The organism is Rheinheimera oceanensis (genome assembly GCF_018831085.1).
Classification (GTDB): Bacteria; Pseudomonadota; Gammaproteobacteria; order Enterobacterales; family Alteromonadaceae; genus Alishewanella; species Alishewanella oceanensis.
In genome coordinates this window covers 1-19,231 of the sequence record NZ_JAGPNM010000014.1, presented here as the reverse complement: position 1 = coordinate 19,231, position 19,231 = coordinate 1, and the positions used below count along the sequence as shown (strand labels likewise).

Annotated in this window: 18 protein-coding genes; 10 read left to right on the top strand and 8 right to left on the bottom strand. The window is 47.1% G+C overall.

The genetic code is table 11. The features are described from left to right. Positions 1-76: 76 nt before the first annotated feature. From J3B89_RS19620 to J3B89_RS19605, 4 genes are read right to left on the bottom strand one after another with little or no spacing between them, the layout of a single operon-like run. Positions 77-727 (bottom strand): hypothetical protein, encoded by a 651-nt coding sequence (locus J3B89_RS19620; RefSeq protein ID WP_215399331.1) that lies wholly within the window; start codon positions 725-727, stop codon positions 77-79. Next, positions 717-1,886, bottom strand: coding sequence for a flagellar assembly protein T N-terminal domain-containing protein (locus J3B89_RS19615; RefSeq protein WP_215399330.1), 1,170 nt, complete (start codon positions 1,884-1,886; stop codon positions 717-719). Before J3B89_RS19615 ends, J3B89_RS19620 begins: the two co-directional genes overlap by 11 nt. After that, complete coding sequence (locus tag J3B89_RS19610; RefSeq protein WP_215399329.1) at positions 1,886-2,344, bottom strand: LPP20 family lipoprotein; 459 nt, start codon at positions 2,342-2,344, stop codon at positions 1,886-1,888. Before J3B89_RS19610 ends, J3B89_RS19615 begins: the two co-directional genes overlap by 1 nt. After that, complete coding sequence (locus J3B89_RS19605; RefSeq protein ID WP_215399328.1) at positions 2,332-3,084, bottom strand: flagellar basal body L-ring protein FlgH; 753 nt, start codon at positions 3,082-3,084, stop codon at positions 2,332-2,334. The genes J3B89_RS19610 and J3B89_RS19605 overlap by 13 nt, the downstream gene beginning before the upstream one ends. A gap of 162 nt (positions 3,085-3,246) precedes the next feature. Here J3B89_RS19605 and J3B89_RS21550 point away from each other — a divergent pair, with 162 nt between their 5' ends. Beyond that, complete coding sequence (locus J3B89_RS21550) at positions 3,247-3,789, top strand: winged helix-turn-helix domain-containing protein (RefSeq protein ID WP_215399327.1); 543 nt, start codon at positions 3,247-3,249, stop codon at positions 3,787-3,789. A gap of 49 nt (positions 3,790-3,838) precedes the next feature. Here J3B89_RS21550 and gyrB read toward each other — a convergent pair whose 3' ends face one another. From gyrB to dnaA, 4 genes are read right to left on the bottom strand one after another with little or no spacing between them, the layout of a single operon-like run. Then, positions 3,839-6,256, bottom strand: a complete 2,418-nt coding sequence (gene gyrB / locus J3B89_RS19595) for a DNA topoisomerase (ATP-hydrolyzing) subunit B (protein WP_215399364.1) — start codon at positions 6,254-6,256, stop codon at positions 3,839-3,841. Further along, positions 6,240-7,358 (bottom strand): DNA replication/repair protein RecF, encoded by a 1,119-nt coding sequence (recF, locus tag J3B89_RS19590; protein ID WP_215399326.1) that lies wholly within the window; start codon positions 7,356-7,358, stop codon positions 6,240-6,242. The genes gyrB and recF overlap by 17 nt, the downstream gene beginning before the upstream one ends. Positions 7,359-7,360: 2 nt before the next feature. Further along, positions 7,361-8,464, bottom strand: coding sequence for a DNA polymerase III subunit beta (gene dnaN / locus J3B89_RS19585; protein WP_215399325.1), 1,104 nt, complete (start codon positions 8,462-8,464; stop codon positions 7,361-7,363). Positions 8,465-8,476: 12 nt separating this feature from the next. Then, complete coding sequence (dnaA, locus tag J3B89_RS19580) at positions 8,477-9,847, bottom strand: chromosomal replication initiator protein DnaA (RefSeq protein ID WP_215399324.1); 1,371 nt, start codon at positions 9,845-9,847, stop codon at positions 8,477-8,479. 439 nt (positions 9,848-10,286) lie between these two features. Between dnaA and rpmH the strand changes: the two genes are divergently transcribed. The 9 genes from rpmH (at position 10,287) to J3B89_RS19535 (ending at position 19,160) form a co-directional block, all read left to right on the top strand. Next, entirely contained in the window at positions 10,287-10,424 is a 138-nt protein-coding gene (gene rpmH / locus J3B89_RS19575) for a 50S ribosomal protein L34 (RefSeq protein ID WP_068237138.1), read from the top strand. Positions 10,425-10,442: 18 nt separating this feature from the next. Next, on the top strand, positions 10,443-10,811 hold the full coding sequence (gene rnpA / locus J3B89_RS19570) for a ribonuclease P protein component (RefSeq protein ID WP_068237135.1): 369 nt from the start codon (positions 10,443-10,445) through the stop codon (positions 10,809-10,811). Next, the gene (gene yidD, locus J3B89_RS19565) at positions 10,766-11,029 is read left to right on the top strand and encodes a membrane protein insertion efficiency factor YidD (protein ID WP_215399323.1); all 264 of its coding nucleotides are present in this window, start codon (positions 10,766-10,768) and stop codon (positions 11,027-11,029) included. Before rnpA ends, yidD begins: the two co-directional genes overlap by 46 nt. 3 nt (positions 11,030-11,032) lie before the next feature. Beyond that, on the top strand, positions 11,033-12,670 hold the full coding sequence (gene yidC, locus J3B89_RS19560) for a membrane protein insertase YidC (protein ID WP_215399322.1): 1,638 nt from the start codon (positions 11,033-11,035) through the stop codon (positions 12,668-12,670). 202 nt (positions 12,671-12,872) lie between these two features. Continuing rightward, positions 12,873-14,249 carry a tRNA uridine-5-carboxymethylaminomethyl(34) synthesis GTPase MnmE gene (gene mnmE, locus J3B89_RS19555; RefSeq protein WP_215399321.1) on the top strand — a complete coding sequence of 459 codons (1,377 nt, stop codon included), beginning with the start codon at positions 12,873-12,875 and terminating at the stop codon, positions 14,247-14,249. 176 nt (positions 14,250-14,425) lie between these two features. Further along, entirely contained in the window at positions 14,426-15,565 is a 1,140-nt protein-coding gene (locus J3B89_RS19550) for a tyrosine-type recombinase/integrase (protein ID WP_215399320.1), read from the top strand. A gap of 707 nt (positions 15,566-16,272) precedes the next feature. Continuing rightward, positions 16,273-16,929, top strand: coding sequence for a dUTP diphosphatase (locus tag J3B89_RS19545; RefSeq protein ID WP_215399319.1), 657 nt, complete (start codon positions 16,273-16,275; stop codon positions 16,927-16,929). 9 nt (positions 16,930-16,938) lie between these two features. Further along, a complete protein-coding gene (locus tag J3B89_RS19540) occupies positions 16,939-17,850 on the top strand; it encodes a phosphoribosyltransferase-like protein (protein ID WP_215399318.1) in 912 nt (303 codons plus the stop codon). Further along, positions 17,847-19,160, top strand: coding sequence for an ORC-CDC6 family AAA ATPase (locus J3B89_RS19535; protein ID WP_215399317.1), 1,314 nt, complete (start codon positions 17,847-17,849; stop codon positions 19,158-19,160). Before J3B89_RS19540 ends, J3B89_RS19535 begins: the two co-directional genes overlap by 4 nt. Positions 19,161-19,231: the final 71 nt, after the last annotated feature.

The window sequence follows — 19,231 nt, the reverse complement described above, 5'->3', positions numbered from 1 at the left end:
AAAATGTTAGCCGCCCGGTTGCTGTTAGTGCAGGATTGGGGGCCATAATGGCCCCAATCAGTATAATTAACCGTTGTTAGCTGCTAACCGGGCGTACTGTAGCCGTTGCTTTTGCAGCTGTTGTTGTGCTGCTGCCAGCACTTGCGTCGGTAACATCGTCAGAGGCAAATAGCTGCTGAATGTACTGCGTCGGGCTTTTACCCATTACACTGGTAAGGCCCAGGTTAACAAAAGAGGTAGCAACACCCACACCGCCACCCCAGAATGCGCCCCCGGCCACCTGTGAAATATACCCCATATCATCGCCGGTCCAGTCGCGGTAATACTGGCTTACCAGCGGTATATGCTGCAGCGGGTTAATAATATCCAGCGCGTCGGCAAGGCCAGGCGAACTGCCATTAGCAAAGGCTGTAGCGGTTGGGTTTTCCAGCTCTGCCGCTGTTGCTGCAGCTTGCTCAGGTGTGGGTTCCAGTGCCGCCTGCACCATACTTTGCATCATATTCTGTGTTAACGCTGCAAACATTGCATCCGGGCCGCTCATTGCGGTGGTATCGGTCTGGCCGCTTAGTATGCTTACCAGTTGGCCAACCTGCTGCTCTGCGTTTTCGCTGTCAGGGTTCAGCGCCGAATTCAGGGTTTGCATAAAGTCAGCATTGTTATCGCTTTCTGCTGTGCCGTCATTTAACCAGTCGGTCATGGTGTTAAACATATTGCCGTTAATTTGCATATTGTCTCTCCCTCACACTGTCTAGTTGTACCAGGTCCCGCACCTGCACCGGAGCCAGATAGTTTGCCTTAACCGGGCGTGTTTCTGCATGGTCCGGATACACCCGCACCACCTCAAGTTGGCTGTCATTTTCTGCCGTTACCGCGTAGCTGTTACCCCAACTGTCAGTAAAGCTGTCGCTGTGTAACAGGCTGAATGTATCTCCTGGCTTTACCCCTTGCCTGCTGCCAACACTGATAGTTACGTTGCCGCCCGCCACGCGGATAACCTGAGCTTTTACCCGCACACAGCTAAGTGCGGCAGCAATATCGTCTACTGCTTCATATACCAGGCGTTGCACTTCAACACCAAAGTCAGCACGCCACAACTGGTCGCTGGCAGGGTTTACTTCGGTGGTAATTGCAAAGGGCCACAGCACACGGGTTTGATATTGTTTAGTTTGGATCAGCCGGCCACTGGCGCCGTCAAGTACGCTGACTTCCAGTGCAAACTGGCGTACCCAGCGCTCTTTTTTTAGCAAGCCCGCCGCCTGACGGCCAAATGCCAGGTTGCGTAACCGCCCGGCGATAATAAACTGCGCCTGTGCTGATTCCGCCATATAACGTAGCTGGTGCTGGGCACTGCTGTGTTGAAATTGTTCAGGGGCAAATAGCGGTTCGTTACTGATTGCCTTCACCAGAAAATCGGCCGGGCTGCGCTGAATAGCGGTATGAAAGCGGCTGTTTATTTCTTTATTCAGTTCGTTGTTACCCAACGCAACCTGAGTTGCACCGGCCGACAAACTAAACGGCGTTAGCACCAGCGCTTTTGCTATGCTGCGATCGTCACATAAATTTACCTGCGGCCAGACATCGGCTTTCAGTGTTATTGATAACTGACCATCACGCTCATGCTCTTCCTGAATAATAATTTGCGATACCGGTACCGAAGAATGCAGCGTAAACAACTCTTCGGCCAGATCTTGCCGGCGAAACAACTCCATAGCGGCCAGTGATACATCAGCCTGCAGCAACACTTCGCGCAGAGCCAGCTTTGCTGCCTGTTGCCGCGCTAACTGACGGTTATCATCAAAAACCACAGCCGTGCCGCTGCCGCTATACCATTCAGCATCAACTTCAAATGCCAGTAACACTGCCAGCAGCAACCCTATTATACGCATCAGCGCCACCACTTCTGCCGGGGGCCGGCCGGAGCCAGCCCGGCTTGCGGTAGCGTGATCAGATTCGCTGTATCCAGTTTTAGCCGGGTAACAAACAACTTACCGTCAATTGCCGCGTCTACCAGCTCAGCTCCTCTTATTACACCCTGCACCTGGCTTTGCACTGTATCCTCCAGCAGCACTGACTGCTCGGCGTTGGAGCTGGCCGTTAATTTTTTACCATAAAGCTGCTCGGCCAGTTGGCGATACGCGTCCTGGCGCGATGCGGCCATAGCCTGTAGTAACTTGTCTTCGTAACTGGCACCAGGTTGTGATTCCACCACGGCATAACCGGTGGCTTCCAGTATCAGGGTTTGCTCCGGTGGCTCCAGCGTATACCTGATCGTGCGCTCGTAACTGCAAGCACTAAGCAGTACCAACGCTAAGGCCAGCAACAGGCAACGGTTTAAAATGGCCATAGCTCAGGATTATTCAGTTTTTCGGTTAACCAGCCCAGGCGCTGGCTATCAGCCAGTGCACCGGTGCCAGAATATTCAATACGGGCATTGGCAATTTTGGTCGATTTAATTTTATTATCTTTATCGACATCTTTTGCCCGAATTATTCCAGTTAACCTTATGAATTCTTTACCATTATTAATAAGCATCCACTTATCGCCGCGCACCAGCAGGTTATCGTTATTCAGCACTCGCATTACCGTTACCGTAAGCTCGCCTTCAAAGTCGTTGCTTTGGCTGGCTGAGCCATCACCTTTAAAGCGTTGGTCCTGGCTTAGGCCCAGGTTTACTTCTTTACCGGCAATTTTCAGGTTACCACCGGGGATCTGGATTGGGTCCAGGTTATAGTCTGAGCTTTTCTTTAGTTCGGTATTGCCTTTTTTGGTCGCCCGGGTAGATTCCGACAACTGCACTGACACTATATCGCCAGCCTTAAAATGCGAGCGCTCAACATATAAACTGTGCAGCCGGTCGGGGTTAAACAACGAGCCATTTCTTTTTAGCGGCATAACTTCCGGCTCAGGCTCCAGCGCAGCATAGTAAGGATCATCCGGGTCCGGTTTGTCCAGTTTTGACACTGGCAAGCCGGCTTCAGGCTTTACTCTGTCTTCCAAACCGGCAGGTGGTGCTGTGTCATTAAAAGCAGAGCACGCCGTTAATGTATTTATGCTTAGCATTAAGCTAACAAGATATTTGTTCATCGCTATTAGTACCTTACCCAAGCCGTATTCAGCCAGTGTCAGGTTAGCGAAACAATATGGAAAAATTATGGAAAGATCAGGGAAAAGCGTTAATAAAGGTAAAATAGCCTTCACATTATTCAGTTTTCGTTCATAGTGTTGTTTTCCGGAGGTGTGATGATAGTGACAGATAAAACGGATAATCATGAAGGCGCGCAGCTTTCACAGAAAGCGTTTTTGCTGGTTTCGCTGCTGGAACAACAGGTACGTAAATCTGATATTCCGCCAGATCTCTATCAGCGCATGGCAGCACAAATCACTGAATTAAACGGTGTACTTGGCGATTTAAGCTCACACTTAAAATCTCTGACAGGCCCGGCTGCAGTGGTTGTTGCACCCGGCAGCCAACAACCGCCACCACTGCTGGTGATGGACAGTCTGCGCTTTACGCTAAGTTCGCCACAGCAATCGGTAAAGCTAACCAAACTGGAATTTAACTTTCATCAGTTAATGGCCACCCACCCCAGGCAGGTGTTTAGCCGCAGCCATCTGATTGACAGCAGCTACAGCGACTACCCAGATATTTGCGAGCGCACCATAGATTGCCATATCCGCAAACTACGCGCCAAACACCGCCAGCTCTATCCCAAACTGCAGTTTATTCATACCATGTACGGTGTGGGTTATTACTACGCCGAACCCGAAGTTACCATCGGACAGAAATAGAAACGGGCCCACAGGCCCGTTTTCGATTACATATCAGATTACAATCTGATTATACATCCAGGTTAGCTACGTAGAGCGCGTTTTCTTCAATAAAGGCGCGGCGTGGTTCTACGTGATCGCCCATTAGCGTGGCAAACAACTGATCGGCGCCGATGGCGTCTTCAATGGTTACCTGCAGCATACGGCGGCTTTGCGGGTCCATGGTGGTTTCCCACAGCTGCTCCGGGTTCATCTCGCCCAGCCCTTTATAACGCTGAATATACAGGCCGCGTTTTGATTCGCTCATCAGCCAGTCCAGTGCTTCCAGGAAAGTTTCTACCGGCTTGATCTTCTCACCCCTGCGAACATAGCCACCCTCTTCTACTAAATCACGGATGGCGTCGCCTAAAGCTGCAATACTCAGGTAATCACGCGAGGTAACGAAGTCGTAGTGCAGCAGGTATTCGTTGTCGATGCCGTGCTGACGAATAATCACTTTTGGTAAAAATAACTGGCGCTCGCGGTCTTCATGCACCACATAGCTGTAGCTTGAACCGTCGCCTTCTTTGTCATCTAAACGTTGTACCAGTGTCTTGGCCCACTGCTCGCTGTACTCGGCCGACTTGGCCTGGGCGACATCTAACGCCGGTACATAGATCAGCTCGTTTAACAGATTATAAGGAATTTTCCGTGTTAAACGCACGATAGTGGCCGACACCTTGTGGTACTGGCGTACCAGAGTTTCCAACGCGGCGCCACCAATGCCTGGCGCATCCGCATTAACATGCAGTGATGCTTCGTCCAGAGCCAGGGTGGTCAGGTATTCGGTTAAGGCAGCTTCGTCTTTAATATATTGCTCTTGCTTACCCTTTTTCACTTTATACAGCGGAGGCTGGGCAATATAGATATAACCGCGCTCGATCAGCTCCGGCATTTGACGGTAGAAGAAGGTCAACAGCAGCGTACGAATGTGCGAGCCGTCGACGTCAGCATCCGTCATCAGGATGATGCTGTGGTAGCGGGTTTTCTCCGGGTTATATTCTTCACGGCCTATGCCGCAGCCTAAAGCCGTGATTAAAGTGCCAACTTCTTGCGATGACAGCATCTTGTCGAAACGGGCTTTTTCTACGTTAAGAATTTTACCCTTCAGCGGCAATATTGCCTGGTTTTTGCGGTTGCGGCCCTGCTTGGCAGAACCACCCGCAGAGTCACCCTCTACTATATACAGTTCTGATAACGCCGGGTCTTTTTCCTGGCAGTCGGCCAGTTTTCCCGGCAAGCCTGCAATATCCAGCGCGCCTTTACGGCGGGTCATTTCACGCGCTTTACGTGCAGCATCGCGGGCGCGGGCAGCATCAACAATTTTGCCAACGATAATTTTGGCATCGCCGGGGTTTTCCAGCAGGTACTCGTTTAACCGCTCTGCCATTGCGCTTTCTACTGCTGAGCGTACTTCGCTGGAAACCAGCTTGTCTTTGGTTTGCGAGCTGAATTTGGGATCGGGTACTTTTACGCTGATAACTGCGGTTAGGCCTTCACGGGCATCGTCGCCAGAAGCCTGTACCTTCATTTTTTTGGCATAGCCTTCCTGCTCAATGTAGGTATTTAATACCCGTGTTAAAGCACCACGGAAGCCAGCTAAGTGAGTACCACCATCACGTTGTGGAATGTTATTGGTAAAACAAAATACGTTTTCCTGATAACTGTCGTTCCACTGCATCGCCACTTCTACTGAAATGCCGTCGTCGCGCTGATCGGTAAAATAGAATGCCTTAGGGTGCACGCTGGTTTTAGTGCGGTTTAAGTACTGTACAAAGGCCTCAATACCACCTTCGTATTTAAAGTGATCTTTTTTATCGCTGCGCTCGTCAGCCAAAATAATGCTAACACCTGAGTTTAAAAACGATAGCTCGCGTAAGCGCTTGGCCAGGATGTCAAAGTGGAAGTTAATATCGCTAAATACTGACGGGCTGGGCCAAAAACGGATGGTAGTGCCTTTATCTTCGGTTTCACCAATTACCGCCAGTGGCGCTTGCGGCACGCCCAGATGATAAATTTGCTGGTGTACCTGTCCCTTGCGGCGAATGGTCAGTTCCAGTTTGTCAGACAGCGCGTTTACTACCGATACACCTACGCCGTGTAAACCACCGGACACTTTATAAGAGTTGTCATCAAACTTACCACCGGCGTGCAGCACTGTCATAATAACTTCAGCGGCCGATACCCCTTCTTCGTGCATGTCGGTTGGAATACCACGGCCATTATCACGTACTGATACTGAGCCATCGCTGTGAATGGTTACCCAGATGTCGGAACAGTGGCCAGCCAGTGTTTCGTCGATAGAGTTATCAACGACTTCAAATACCATGTGGTGTAAACCAGAGCCGTCATCGGTGTCGCCGATGTACATGCCTGGTCTTTTACGAACTGCATCCAGTCCTTTTAATACTTTAATGCTCGAGGAATCGTAGTTATGTTGTTCGGCCATCATCATCTGTCCGTGCTGTTAGCTGCCCATGTTCCACGTGAAACATCGCCAATTGTCCGGCGGTGATAAAAGGTGAAACCTGTTCAGCGTTAATTGCAGTAATAAAAACCTGTGAGTTTATATCGCGTAAGTAACTAAAAATCTGCCGGGTTGATTCTTGATCTAACTCCGACGCCAAATCATCGATTAACAACAGCGGTTGCTTTTGGCCGTTGTCACGAATTACGTTGTTTTGCGCAATTTTAAGCGCAAATAATAACACTTTTAACTGACCACGGGATAACACTTCTTCTGCTGCCCATTGGTCTTTCTTAATCTTTAAATCAGCCTTCTGCGGCCCGTATTGGGTAAACCCCATACGGCTGTCCTGGCTAAAGCTTTGTTGCAATAACTGCAGTAGTTCTGCAGGCTGACTTATCTTTTCTGGCCAGCCCTGCTGCAGCTGAAAGCTAAGCTGCTGCATTAATTCATCACTGCCGGTAAGCTGCCGAAACGCAGCTTCCAGCTGGCTGACATATTGTAGGCGCAGCTGCTGCAGTTCAAACGCCAGTAATACAAACTGCTGATCCCAAAACTCGAACTGGCTGTCGTACTGGCGGCTGGTTTTCAGTAACGCATTGCGTTGTTTGAGCACTTTATTAAAACGCAGCCAGCTGTCGAAAAAAGCAGGTTCCACGTGGAACAATCCCATATCGAAAAACTGCCGCCGTTCTTTTGGCCCACCAAAAAATAACCGAAAGCTGTCTGGTGTGATGAGCTGCACCGGCAACAAGCTGGCAAACTCGGCCAGCCGGTTTACGTTAGCACCATTAAGCCGCAATACCAACTCACCCTGCTTATCACGCTGTAAACCTAAACTGTGCACCTGTTGCTGTGCAGACACCTTAGCATGAATAACAAAAGCTTCGGCATCGTGCTGCACTAAACGCTGTGCCCGGCTGGTACGAAATGAGCGGCCATGAGCCAAATAATAAATGGCTTCAAGCAAACTGGTTTTGCCGCTGCCGTTCATACCAATAATTAAATTAAACTGAGCATGCGCGCTTAACGACACTGCCGTCAGATTGCGAAACTGACTGGCGCTAACTGACAACAGTGACATAATTACAGGCGCATTGGCATAACAACGTAGGAAGCCCCAATATTACCAACGCCCTCAACCAGCGCGCTGGAGTTAGCATCATTCAGGTGTAGCACCACTAAATCAGTAGCTAAGGTATTGAGTACATCCAGCAGGTAGCCAACATTAAAGCCTATTTCCAGGTTGTCGCCCTGGTATTCTACTTCAATAATTTCTTCGGCCTGCTCGTGCTCGGGGTTGTTGGCTACAATTTGCAGCTCGCCACTGGTTAGCGTAAAACGCACACCGCGGTATTTTTCATTCGATAAAATAGACGCCCGGGTACAGGCATCTTTTAATACGCTGCGGTGCGCGGTAACCAGCTTATTGCTGTTACGCGGCAATACCCGGCGATAATCGGGGAAACGGCCATCAATCAGCTTGCTACTAAATACATAGTTGCTGTCTGTCAGGCGAATATGGTTTTGGCCTAAACTCAACGTAATAAGCTGGTCATCGCTGGCCAGTAAACGCATAACCTCAAGCACGCCTTTGCGCGGTATAATAATTTGCTTTTGCTGCGCCGTCAGGCCCGGTAAATCAAGGCCGCTTAACGCCAAACGATGGCCATCGGTAGCTACTGCTTTTACTGCCCCGTTATCTACCTCAAACAGCAAACCGTTTAAGTAATACCTTACATCCTGATTCGCCATTGAAAAGGCGGTGTCGTCTAATAACTTGCGCAGTTGCATCCGCGTTAGCTGAATATCTACCTCCCCCTGCCAGCTTTCCAGGTTAGGGTACTCCGAGGCACTTAAGGTAGATAAGGTAAACTTGGTTTTACCGCAGGTAAGAATGCAGTTATCGCCCTGCAGCTGTACCCGTATATCCGAACCTTCCGGCAGGCTGCGACATATATCGAGCAACTTTTTTGCCGGCACGGTAATGCGGCCAGGGCTTTGTACAGTAAGGGCGTCGGTAGTAGCAACCAGTTCTACTTCTAAATCGGTGCCGGTAAGCGACAAGGCTGCTTCGGTTACTTCCAGTAATACGTTAGATAAAATAGGCAGCGTATGGCGGCGCTCTATAGCGCCAGACACCATTTGTAAGGGTTTAAGTAAGGCATCTCTGTTGATAGTAAATTGCATGACCACGTCCCTTTACGATGACAAAGTACGGATTAAATTCTGGAAGTCTTCTTTTATTTCGTGCGTTTCTTCTTTTAGCGACTCGATCTTACGACAGGCATGCAGCACTGTGGTATGGTCGCGCCCGCCAAAAGCATCGCCAATTTCCGGCAAGCTGTGGTTGGTCAGCTCTTTTGACAACGCCATCGCCATTTGCCGCGGCCGTGCTACCGAGCGCGAACGGCGCTTTGACAGTAAATCGGCAACGCGGATTTTATAATACTCAGCCACCGTTTTCTGGATATTTTCGATGGTAACCAGTTTGTCCTGCAATGCCAGCAAATCGCGCAGAGCTTCACGAACAAAGTCGATAGTAATAGGCCGGCCGGTAAAGTTGGCGTTAGCAATAACCCGGTTCAACGCGCCTTCAAGTTCGCGCACGTTAGAGCGTAAGCGCTTGGCAATAAAAAATGCCACTTCTTCGGGTAAACGAATTTGGTTTTCGTGCGCCTTTCGCATCAGGATCGCCACCCGGGTTTCCAGCTCCGGCGGTTCGATAGCAATAGTTAAGCCCCAACCAAAACGCGATTTAAGCCTGTCTTCCACGCCATCTATTTCTTTCGGATAACGATCGCTGGTAAGGATAATTTGCTGGTTACCTTCAAGCAGCGCATTAAAGGTATGGAAAAACTCTTCCTGTGAGCGCTCTTTATTGGCAAAAAACTGAATGTCATCGATAAGCAGGGCATCTACCGAACGGTAATAACGCTTAAACTCTTCTATAGCATTGTTTTGTAAGGCTTTTACCATATCCTGCACAAAGCGCTCAGAGTGCATATAAATCACTTTGGCATCCGGTTTTTTTGCCAGTATGCCATTACCTACCGCATGTAATAAGTGGGTTTTACCCAAACCGGTACCACCGTAAATAAACAGCGGGTTATAAGCCGTGCCGGGGTTATCGGCTACCTGGCTGGCTGCAGCGCGTGCCAGTTGGTTAGACTTACCCTCAACGAAATTCGTAAAGGTGTAATTGGCACGTACATTACTGGTAACAATGGTTTTAGGTGCCGGTTCCGGCACTTCTTTAACAACCCTTTCAGCCTGAGGTGCAACGGCCAGTGCCGGTGCCGGGGTGCTTGAACGGGCTTTATTAGCCTGGCTTGAACCTACGTCAAACTTCAGGCGTGGCGCGTCATCACCGCAATAGTCGTGGATCAGCTCCATGATCCGGTTTAGGTACTTCTCGCGCACCCAATCCAGCACAAAGCGGTTTGGCGCGTATAAGGTAAGCCCTGTGTCAGAACTGTCAGCTTGCAGTGGGCGGATCCACATACTGAAATGCTGCGCGGGTAACTCGGCTTGCAGCGCTTGCAGGCAATTTTGCCAAACGGACTGATACACCATATCTCCTGAAGCCTTAGTTATTATGATTAAAAAGGCTGGCGTAAGTTAACGAAGCGCACATTATGGTACTATCTTATCCACAACTTCAATATTGACTTTTGCAAATTAGCACATTGGCAAAAAAAATAACTGTAATACATTGTTATATATCAGCTAATTTCTCTTATACCTTTTCATAATACCCCTGCTTTTTGCCCAAATAATTTAAGCTAAAAGCAAAATAACCCACACTTTATTCAGGTAACCCCAACTTACCTGTGGAAAACTTTAAGAAAAACAGGATCGACAATGATCGCAGCGCAATAAAACACAGGATCAGATTGACTTTAAGCTACAGACTACTTAAAATTCGCGCTCATTTTTGTCAGCTGCGTTTTGGTATATTTACTAAAACACAGAAACCTTTAGTAAATATTTCGACCGGACGGATGAAATTATGAGTAAAAGAACTTTTCAACCAAGCGTATTAAAGCGCAAGCGTAATCACGGTTTCCGTGCACGTATGGCTACCAAAGGTGGTCGTCAGGTATTAGCGCGTCGTCGTGCTAAAGGCCGTCAGCGTTTATCAGCTTAATTAGCTGTTAACCGCTGCGTGGTCAGCTTGAAATTCGGCCGGGAGTTACGACTGTTAACTCCCGGTCAATTCGATAACGTTTTCCAACTTCCTTTTCGGGTTTCTTCCCCGCTGTTCACCATCCTGGCAAAAGCCAATCATCTGCCTCATCCCCGATTAGGCCTTACTATCGCAAAAAAACGTGTTAAATTAGCCGTGCAACGCAACCGCATCAAGCGCTGCGTGCGTAACAGCTTTCGTTTGCATCAACATGAGTTGCCTGGTGTCGATTTGGTACTGATGGTAAAAGGTGATATTAGCAACACAGCTAATGATGAATTACAGAGGCAACTGGAAAAGTTATGGCGCAAAATCGCTCGCCAGTACACCGCTTCGCTGTCAGCATAGCGTTAACGCTGCTGCGCGGTTACCAGAGACTGATTAGCCCACTGTTCGGGCCTAGCTGCCGTTTTCATCCAACCTGTTCACATTACGCTATTACTGCGATAGAACGCTTTGGCATAGTAAAAGGCAGTTGGTTAGCAGCGAAACGTTTATTAAAATGTCACCCCTTTCATGCAGGCGGTGATGATCCTGTTCCTGAAAAGCACAATGAGAAAAGCTAAGCCATGGAATCACAACGTAGTTTATTAGTTATTGGCCTGGCACTGGTCAGTTTTTTACTTTGGCAGCAGTGGAATATTTACACTGCACCAAAACCAGTCGCCCCGGTAACACAGCAAAGCCAGAGCGTTGGCAGTAGTTCAGCTGATTTACAGCTAACCACCGCTGATGCCGAACAACCGGCTACTGCTGTAGCCGCAGCTGCACGCACTATCCGTATCAGCACTGACGTGATGCAACTGAGCATTGACAGCCGTGGTGGCGATATTATTGATCTGCAACTGCCCGCCTTTGAGCTAAACAAAGGTGCCGGTGACGCTTACCCCTTAATGCGCCGCCTGCCGGGTTTTGAGTATGTGGCACAAAGTGGCCTGATTGGCCGCGATGGCCCGGACGACAGCCGCAACCCTCGCCCGGTTTATAGCAGCGCACAAAATAGCTATACCCTGGCCGAAGGTGCAACCGAGTTAGTAGTACCGTTACTGTTTAACCACAACGGCCTGCAAATTGAAAAACGTTTTACCTTTACCGCTGGCCAATATGATGTCCGGGTAGAATATTTTATTCAAAACCAAAGTGACGAAGTAAAAACGGTGCAGCCATACCAGCACCTGGTGCAAACCATCGATAACGGTGAAAGCAGCAGCATGATGATGCCGATTTACCGTGGCGCAGCCTTTGGTACTACCTCTGAGCGTTATACTAAGTACGACTTTGGTGATATGCAGAAAAAGAACCTGCTTGAAGCCACTAACGGCGGCTGGGTTGCCATGCTGGAACACTACTTTGTTTCTGCCTGGGTACCGGATCAACAAGCTGACAATCAGCTATACAGCATGGTGCGTAGCGGCCAGGGCGTTATCGGCTCTAAGGGCCCGACAGTAAATATTGAACCGGGTGCCGAAGCTACCTTAAGCAGCACCTTTTACGCCGGCCCGAAAAACCAGGACAATCTGGCAAAACTGGCCAACGGTTTAGATTTAACCGTAGATTACGGCTTCCTGTGGTTTATTTCACAGCCACTGTTCTGGTTACTGACAACCATTCAGGGCTTTGTGGTGAACTGGGGGCTGGCGATTATCTGTATCACCATCATCGTTAAAGGTGTTATGTACCCACTGACTAAAGTGCAGTACGAATCTATGGCGAAGATGCGTAACTTAAAGCCCAAAATTGAAGAGCTGCAGGCACGCTACAAAGACGACCGGCAAAAAATGGGCCCGGCGATGATGGAACTGTATCGCAAAGAAAAAGTTAACCCTATGGGTGGCTGTTTACCAATGCTGATCCAGATGCCGATTTTCCTGGCACTGTACTGGGTATTTGTGGAAAGCGTAGAGCTGCGCCACGCCCCCTTTATGCTGTGGATTGATGACTTATCGGCAAAAGATCCGTACTACGTATTACCAGTGCTATTCGGCGCCAGTATGTTCTTAATGCAAAAGCTAACGCCAATGCAGGTAACTGACCCAATGCAGCAGAAGATCATGATGTGGATGCCGGTGGCGTTCTCAGTATTCTTCCTCTGGTTCCCAAGTGGCCTGGTACTGTACTGGTTTGTCAGTAACCTGATTTCACTGGCACAGATGTTATACATCTACAAAGGTATGGAAAAGAAAGGCTTACATACCAAGAAAGCTTAATTGGAACACCATTAGGTGTGAACCGGGTGTTCCTGCGCAGCAGCGGCAGGGATGCCGCGCAGGCTGAGACAGCACCGTGGTTTCGAAAAGCGGCGACGTGCTGTCGAAGGCGGCGAAGCAGGAATTTCCCGGTTCATGCCCTGAACAATACCAATAGCCTGTCGCATAATGCTGACAGGCTTTTTCTATTAAGAGGCAACCCATGTTTACTACCGACACCATCGCCGCACTCGCTACCGCCCCCGGCCGCGCCGGTGTCGGTATTATCCGTATCTCCGGCCCGCACACCAAAGCGGTTGCCCAGGCTATTCTGCACAAGCTACCCAAGCCACGCTACGCCGAGTATTTGCCGTTTTTTGACAGCAGCAAACAGGTGCTGGATCAGGGCATAGCGCTGTATTTCCCCGGCCCCAATTCCTTTACCGGCGAAGATGTATTAGAGCTGCAGGGCCATGGCGGCCCGGTATTACTCGATATGCTGTTAAAGCAGGTATTAGCCCAGCCGAATGTACGTATTGCCCGGCCGGGCGAGTTCTCAGAGCGCGCCTTTTTAAATGACAAACTCGACTTAGCCCAGGCCGAAGCCATTGCCGATTTAATTGATGCCTCAAGCGAACAGGCGGCCCGCAGTGCTATGCAATCACTGCAGGGCGAATTTTCTAACCGTATTCATCAACTGGTAGAAAAAGTCATTCACCTGCGCATGTATGTTGAAGCAGCTATTGATTTCCCCGATGAAGAAATCGACTTTTTATCCGACGGCAAAGTCGCTGCTGATTTAGCTGAGATTATTGATTATCTGGCAACGGTAAAAAAGCAGGCCACCCAGGGCAGTATTTTGCGCGAAGGCATGAAGGTAGTAATAGCCGGCCGGCCTAATGCCGGTAAATCCAGCCTGCTAAATGCCTTAGCCGGCCGAGAAGCTGCCATAGTGACCGAAATAGCCGGTACCACCCGTGATGTATTGCGCGAACATATTCATATCGACGGCATGCCGCTGCATATTATCGACACCGCCGGTCTACGTGAGGCCACCGATCAGGTCGAGCAAATCGGTATAGAACGGGCGTGGAAAGAGATAGAGCAAGCCGACCGCGTATTGTTTATGGTTGACGGTACCACCACCAACGCCACCGACCCACACGATATCTGGCCGGATTTTATTGACCGCCTGCCCGCCAATTTGGGCGTAACGGTTATCCGCAATAAAGCCGATATCACCGGCGAGATGCTCAATCCGGAGTCGACCGCAGACTTAAGCCAGAAAGCACCGGTATACCGTTTATCGGCCAAAACCGGTGCCGGTATCGATGCGCTGCGCGAGCACTTAAAGCAATGTATTGGCTTTGACAGCAGTGTCGAAGACAGCTTCCTCGCCCGCCGCCGCCATTTAGATGCACTGGACCGGGCAGCCGAGCACCTTGCTATTGGTCAGGAGCAGCTGCACAGCTTTATCGCCGGCGAAATACTCGCGGAAGAGCTGCGACTAACCCAACAACACTTAAATGAAATTACCGGTGAATTTAGCTCAGATGACTTACTCGGTAGGATTTTCAGCTCGTTTTGTATCGGTAAATAGCACGGTAAAACAAAGGAAAGAATCATCCAACAAAAGGAAATATTTCTAATATATTCATATATTTAAGCTTAAAAATCTCTTTCCTTACTTTCCTATAGTTGCTAAAAGTGGGCCTTAGATGGCCCACCACTTGTGTTTGTGTGGGCCACCAGTGGCCCACTACACAGGAGTAACATATGAAGTTATCAATTGAGAAAAAACCAGCAGATCGTGCCGGTCGTCAACAACTGCTATTAACCCGTAACTATGGTTCCTATACCGACGAATCAGGTAAGCGCATTAAAAAGCGCAAGCGCCAATCCTTAGACCTGTTCATCTATGCCACACCCAAAGATAAGGCTCAGCGAGATTACAATAAAAAGACTTTGGAACTCGCAGAGCGTATTCAGGCTCAGGCAATTGTTGACCTAGCTAATAACAAATATCACTTTGAAGACGAAGCCAAACAACAACAAAGCTTCATCGACTTTATGCAGCAAATTATCGAGGAGAAAAGGAAAACTGATGGCAAATCCAACGTGTCTACCTGGGAGTCGGTACTGATTCATTTACAGCGTTTTGCCGGTGGCCACCAATTGTCCTTTGCCAACTTTGATACAACATTGCTACAAGACTTCCGAATTTACCTGACAACAACAGCTGTTACTAAATCTGGTAAAAAACTATCCTCCAATACAGCATCTACGTACTTTAATAAAGTAAGAGCGGCGCTAAACCAAGCATTTCACGAGGGGATCATTCGCCGAAACCCTGTTAATGAAGTTAAAACTATTAAGCCAGAGCAAAATAAACGGCAGTACTTACTTGAGGATGAACTGAGAGCCGCTTATCAGGCTGATTGCCGCTACGACGTACTAAAACGCGCTTTTCTCTTTGGGTGTACTACAGGCCTTCGCTGGAGCGATATCCAGAAGCTGAAATGGCAGGATGTCTTTCTAAGTGATGGCGTGAACAGGATCACATTCAACCACAAGAAAAACAGAAAACTTCAATATTTGGATCTGCCGAAAGACGCCATTAAACTCATGGGTGAACCGGAAGCACCTGAGACAAGGGTATTCAAGGGGCTTAAATACTCAACGTATACAAACGTCGCAATTCTGCAGTGGATGCTTCGTGCAGGAATCACCAAGCATATTACTTTTCACTGTGCCCGCCATACCTTTGCAGTAAGACTACTAACTAACGGCGCTGATATCTATACCGTATCAAAACTCCTCGGCCATTCCGAGCTTAAAACGACTCAGATATATGCCGACATTATTGAAAGCAAACGCAAAGAGGCCATGGAGTCGTTACCGAGCCTGTGGCATTAGCAATTAAATTGGGAAAATAGGGAAACAGGGAAGTATTTTAAATATCAGTAATTTAAAGCTTTATATCTGTCTCCCCTTCCCATTAATTGGCTTAGGCTACTACACAAAAACTTGATTTCAGTGTTGAAGTAACCAAACACAGCTTGTTGTTTCGGGTGATCCAGAACTGATGCTTTTCACCTGACTGAACCAAGTAACACCGGTCTGTGGTTAGTACCTGAGTTAGCAGTACCTGGCTGACAGGTTCTTCATTCCTGACTATTTGGTTGAAACTTGTTTTTTTAGCTCTTTTAATAAACTCAGATTTTGTCATGTTAGCCCCTTATGGAAATGTGGTTGGTGAGCCTTTAGGCGCTTGTCGCCTAGAGGCCCGCCATACCACATGACCAACATGCACTACGCAGAGAAAAGCCAGTCAAGCTATAAATCGCCCGCAGGGTTGCGCAGCAAGGGGGCCCCACCGCGTGGGGTTCCGATTTATGGCTTTACTGGATTTGAACGGAGTGGTTTAAAGGGGGCCATTGAAATACTAAATATCAGCTACTAACGATTTGTGATTATGAACTTAGTCGTGACATAGCGAGCGATTTTGGGGTATTTTAACGTTGGATCCGAAATGAATACTCAAAAAATGTTCGTTAATCAGCGTCTCTTTAGCAGAAAGCCATCGAGTACCCACGAATTATTAACACTCCGACGGGACTACCATGAATACGACTGAATACTTTGAAAATAAAATTACGGAAATGGCTAATCTCCAAGATGAGATAAATAGCATTATCAATCCAAATTGGAAAAGTGCCGGTAATAAATGGTATCGAGCTATATGGATTGAGTGTGCGGAGTTAATGGATCACGTAGGCTGGAAATGGTGGAAATTTCAAGAAGCTGATATATCTCAGGTTAAGTTAGAACTTGTGGATATATGGCATTTTGCGCTGAGTGACATGATAGAAAAAGCAGATTCAATAGAACAACATATAAAAGAAGTAGCAAATAATATCGGTCACTTAGAAATAAAAGATGATATTGATGAAGAAAAAATACTCTTATCTGTTGAAAGCCTTTCAAAGCACGCTTTAGCTGATCTAGGATTTAACAGCCGCAGTTTTTTTGAAGCAGCAAAAGCAAGTGGAATGACATTTGATGAGCTGTATAAAACATATATTGGAAAAAATATCCTAAATAAATTTAGGCAGCTGCATGGATATAAAGATGGTAGCTATCAAAAAACTTGGGATGGCAAAGAAGATAATTATTGGCTTTCCTCACTGATAGAATCTACGCCTTTAAATATTAGCGGTTTTCCGACACATATTTATAATAGCTTAGAAGATATTTATAAAAACATTGAAAAAGTTTAAGGGCAAGCAATGACTACGCAATTGCCAACAGACAAATGGCGATATATGGTCACTACTGGCCTGTGGCCCAAACGTGGAAATTTTGATCCAACATCTTGGATGTCTAATTTTCACGATGAAGAAATCCCGCTGGCATTAAGGCTTCTAGACGGCTTTACCTTTTTTTCTGATGAATTGGTAAAGCAGATGTTTAGAAGCGCTTTTATCAATATTTCACAAGAAATAGTCAGAGATAAACCAAGCAAAAACTCTGCCCAAACGTCTTGGATTAACTTCGTCGATTCATTAGTGGTTGTCCGAGTTACGGGCGAACAACCAAACGACGCTGATAGCGGCTATGCATTCTCACGTTTGGCAAGAGACATATTAATGTTACCAGAAGGCAGAATTGTTTCCCCTGAAACAGCACTGGACTATTTTATGCGTGGTGGTACAGGGGATGTGCTTTTTGTAGACGATTTTGTTGGCTCAGGAAATCAGTTTTGCGAAACATGGAAAAGGCCATACACAACGTCAAATGGAACAGTCTCATTTAAGGAAATTAGTAGCGCAATAAGAAACAGAACTAAATTCTTCTACTGCCCAGTAATCTGTACTGATTTAGGAAAATCAAAAATTAATCAAGAATGCTCGTCTGTAAAAATACTTCCAGCTCATTATTTTGGTTCCAAGCAAAGTGCTCTGACGGCAGATTCGGCCATATGGCGTGACGACATGAGAACCGAAGGCCCAAACTTTGTTAAAGAAGCAAGTATTCGCGCAGGGATACCAGATTTAAATGGCCAAGTTGGATGTTGGCAGGGGTTTTATAAGCTCGGGTTAGCTTTAGCATTCTCTCATGGATTTCCTGATGCTACATTACCAATTTTTTATTCATCAGATAAAGGGTGGAAACCCCTAATTAGAAAGGGGGCGTTATGACCGAAATAGAAACTAATGATGCAGCCAGACGCCTTAGCAAAACTCTTGGCCTATACAAAGCCGAATGGCTAAATGAAGAATTGTATTCCTTATTCGATGAACCATCTTATTTTGATCAGCTTAGAACATACCGACCATGTGTCCTCATAGGCGGAAGAGGGACCGGGAAAACGACTGTTCTACGAGGGCTATCCTATGAAGGGCAGCTAGCTTTATCTGGGGGCGTCGACGCAATTGAGCAATGGAACTATTACGGAATTTATTACAGGGTAAACACAAACCGTGTAACTGCATTCAGGGGCGGAGAAATCTCTGAGGATAAATGGTGTGCATATTTTGGACACTATATAAATTTGAGTTTCTGTCAGTTATTGTTAGATTTTGTTGAATGGTTTGAGAAGCACACAGGTAAGGTCGTAACTATCCCCAAAAAAGGTTTAAGAAAAATAACCGCATCACTTGGAATTGAAGAAGTCAGCTCAATCAACGAACTAATTGATGAGATTGAATACAACATTCTTGATTTTGAAGCTTCAATAAATACAATTGCAGACTCACGGCCACATAAAATATCCGCACTGGCTGCACCGTTAGATGTATTAGCTGATTTACTGGTCTCGTCAGAGGCGCTTTCAGGTAAAAAGTTTTTCTTTCTCATCGATGAATTCGAGAATTTCGAAGATTATCAACAACGTGTACTCAACACTATTATAAAACACGCTAATAACCATTACACCTTTAAAATTGGTGTCAGAGAATTAGGTTGGCGGCAGAGAGCGACCTTAAATCCGAATGAGCAATTAACATCTCCTGCAGACTACGCCAGAATTAGTATCGCAGATTGGCTTAATGACTCTCGCTTTAATGTATTTGCAGAGAAAGTAGTTTCACGACGGATTGAAAGTGCTTTTCCAGATGTGCCAGATAAAATATCCACACCTCAAAATTTGCTTCCTTCACTATCAGAGCTTGATGAAGCAGAAATACTACTTGGAAGCGAGGATAAGAAGCAATTAATTGAAGCACTGGAGACTGGTTTAGCTAAGGAAGCGGCTCTGGAAGCTAAGAAAATAAGACCAGCCTACCTTCAGTTTATTAGGTACTTGAATAAGGGTATTAATGATAAATTTTATGAAGATGTAAATAGTTGGACACTTAGTTCTTCGGAATGGCGGCAAAAGCTCGATAACCACTTTCATGCTTCTTTATACTCTATAAAGAAAGGAAAGCGGGGAATTAGAAAACACTACTGTGGATGGGATACCTTTGTTTCGCTGGCCAATGGAAATATTAGGTATCTGCTTGTGTAGTGGTCAACTAATTCCGGACAGTAAATTAGATAGATCTTCCGCTTTTGCCGGTGGCACACCATCGTTGAATT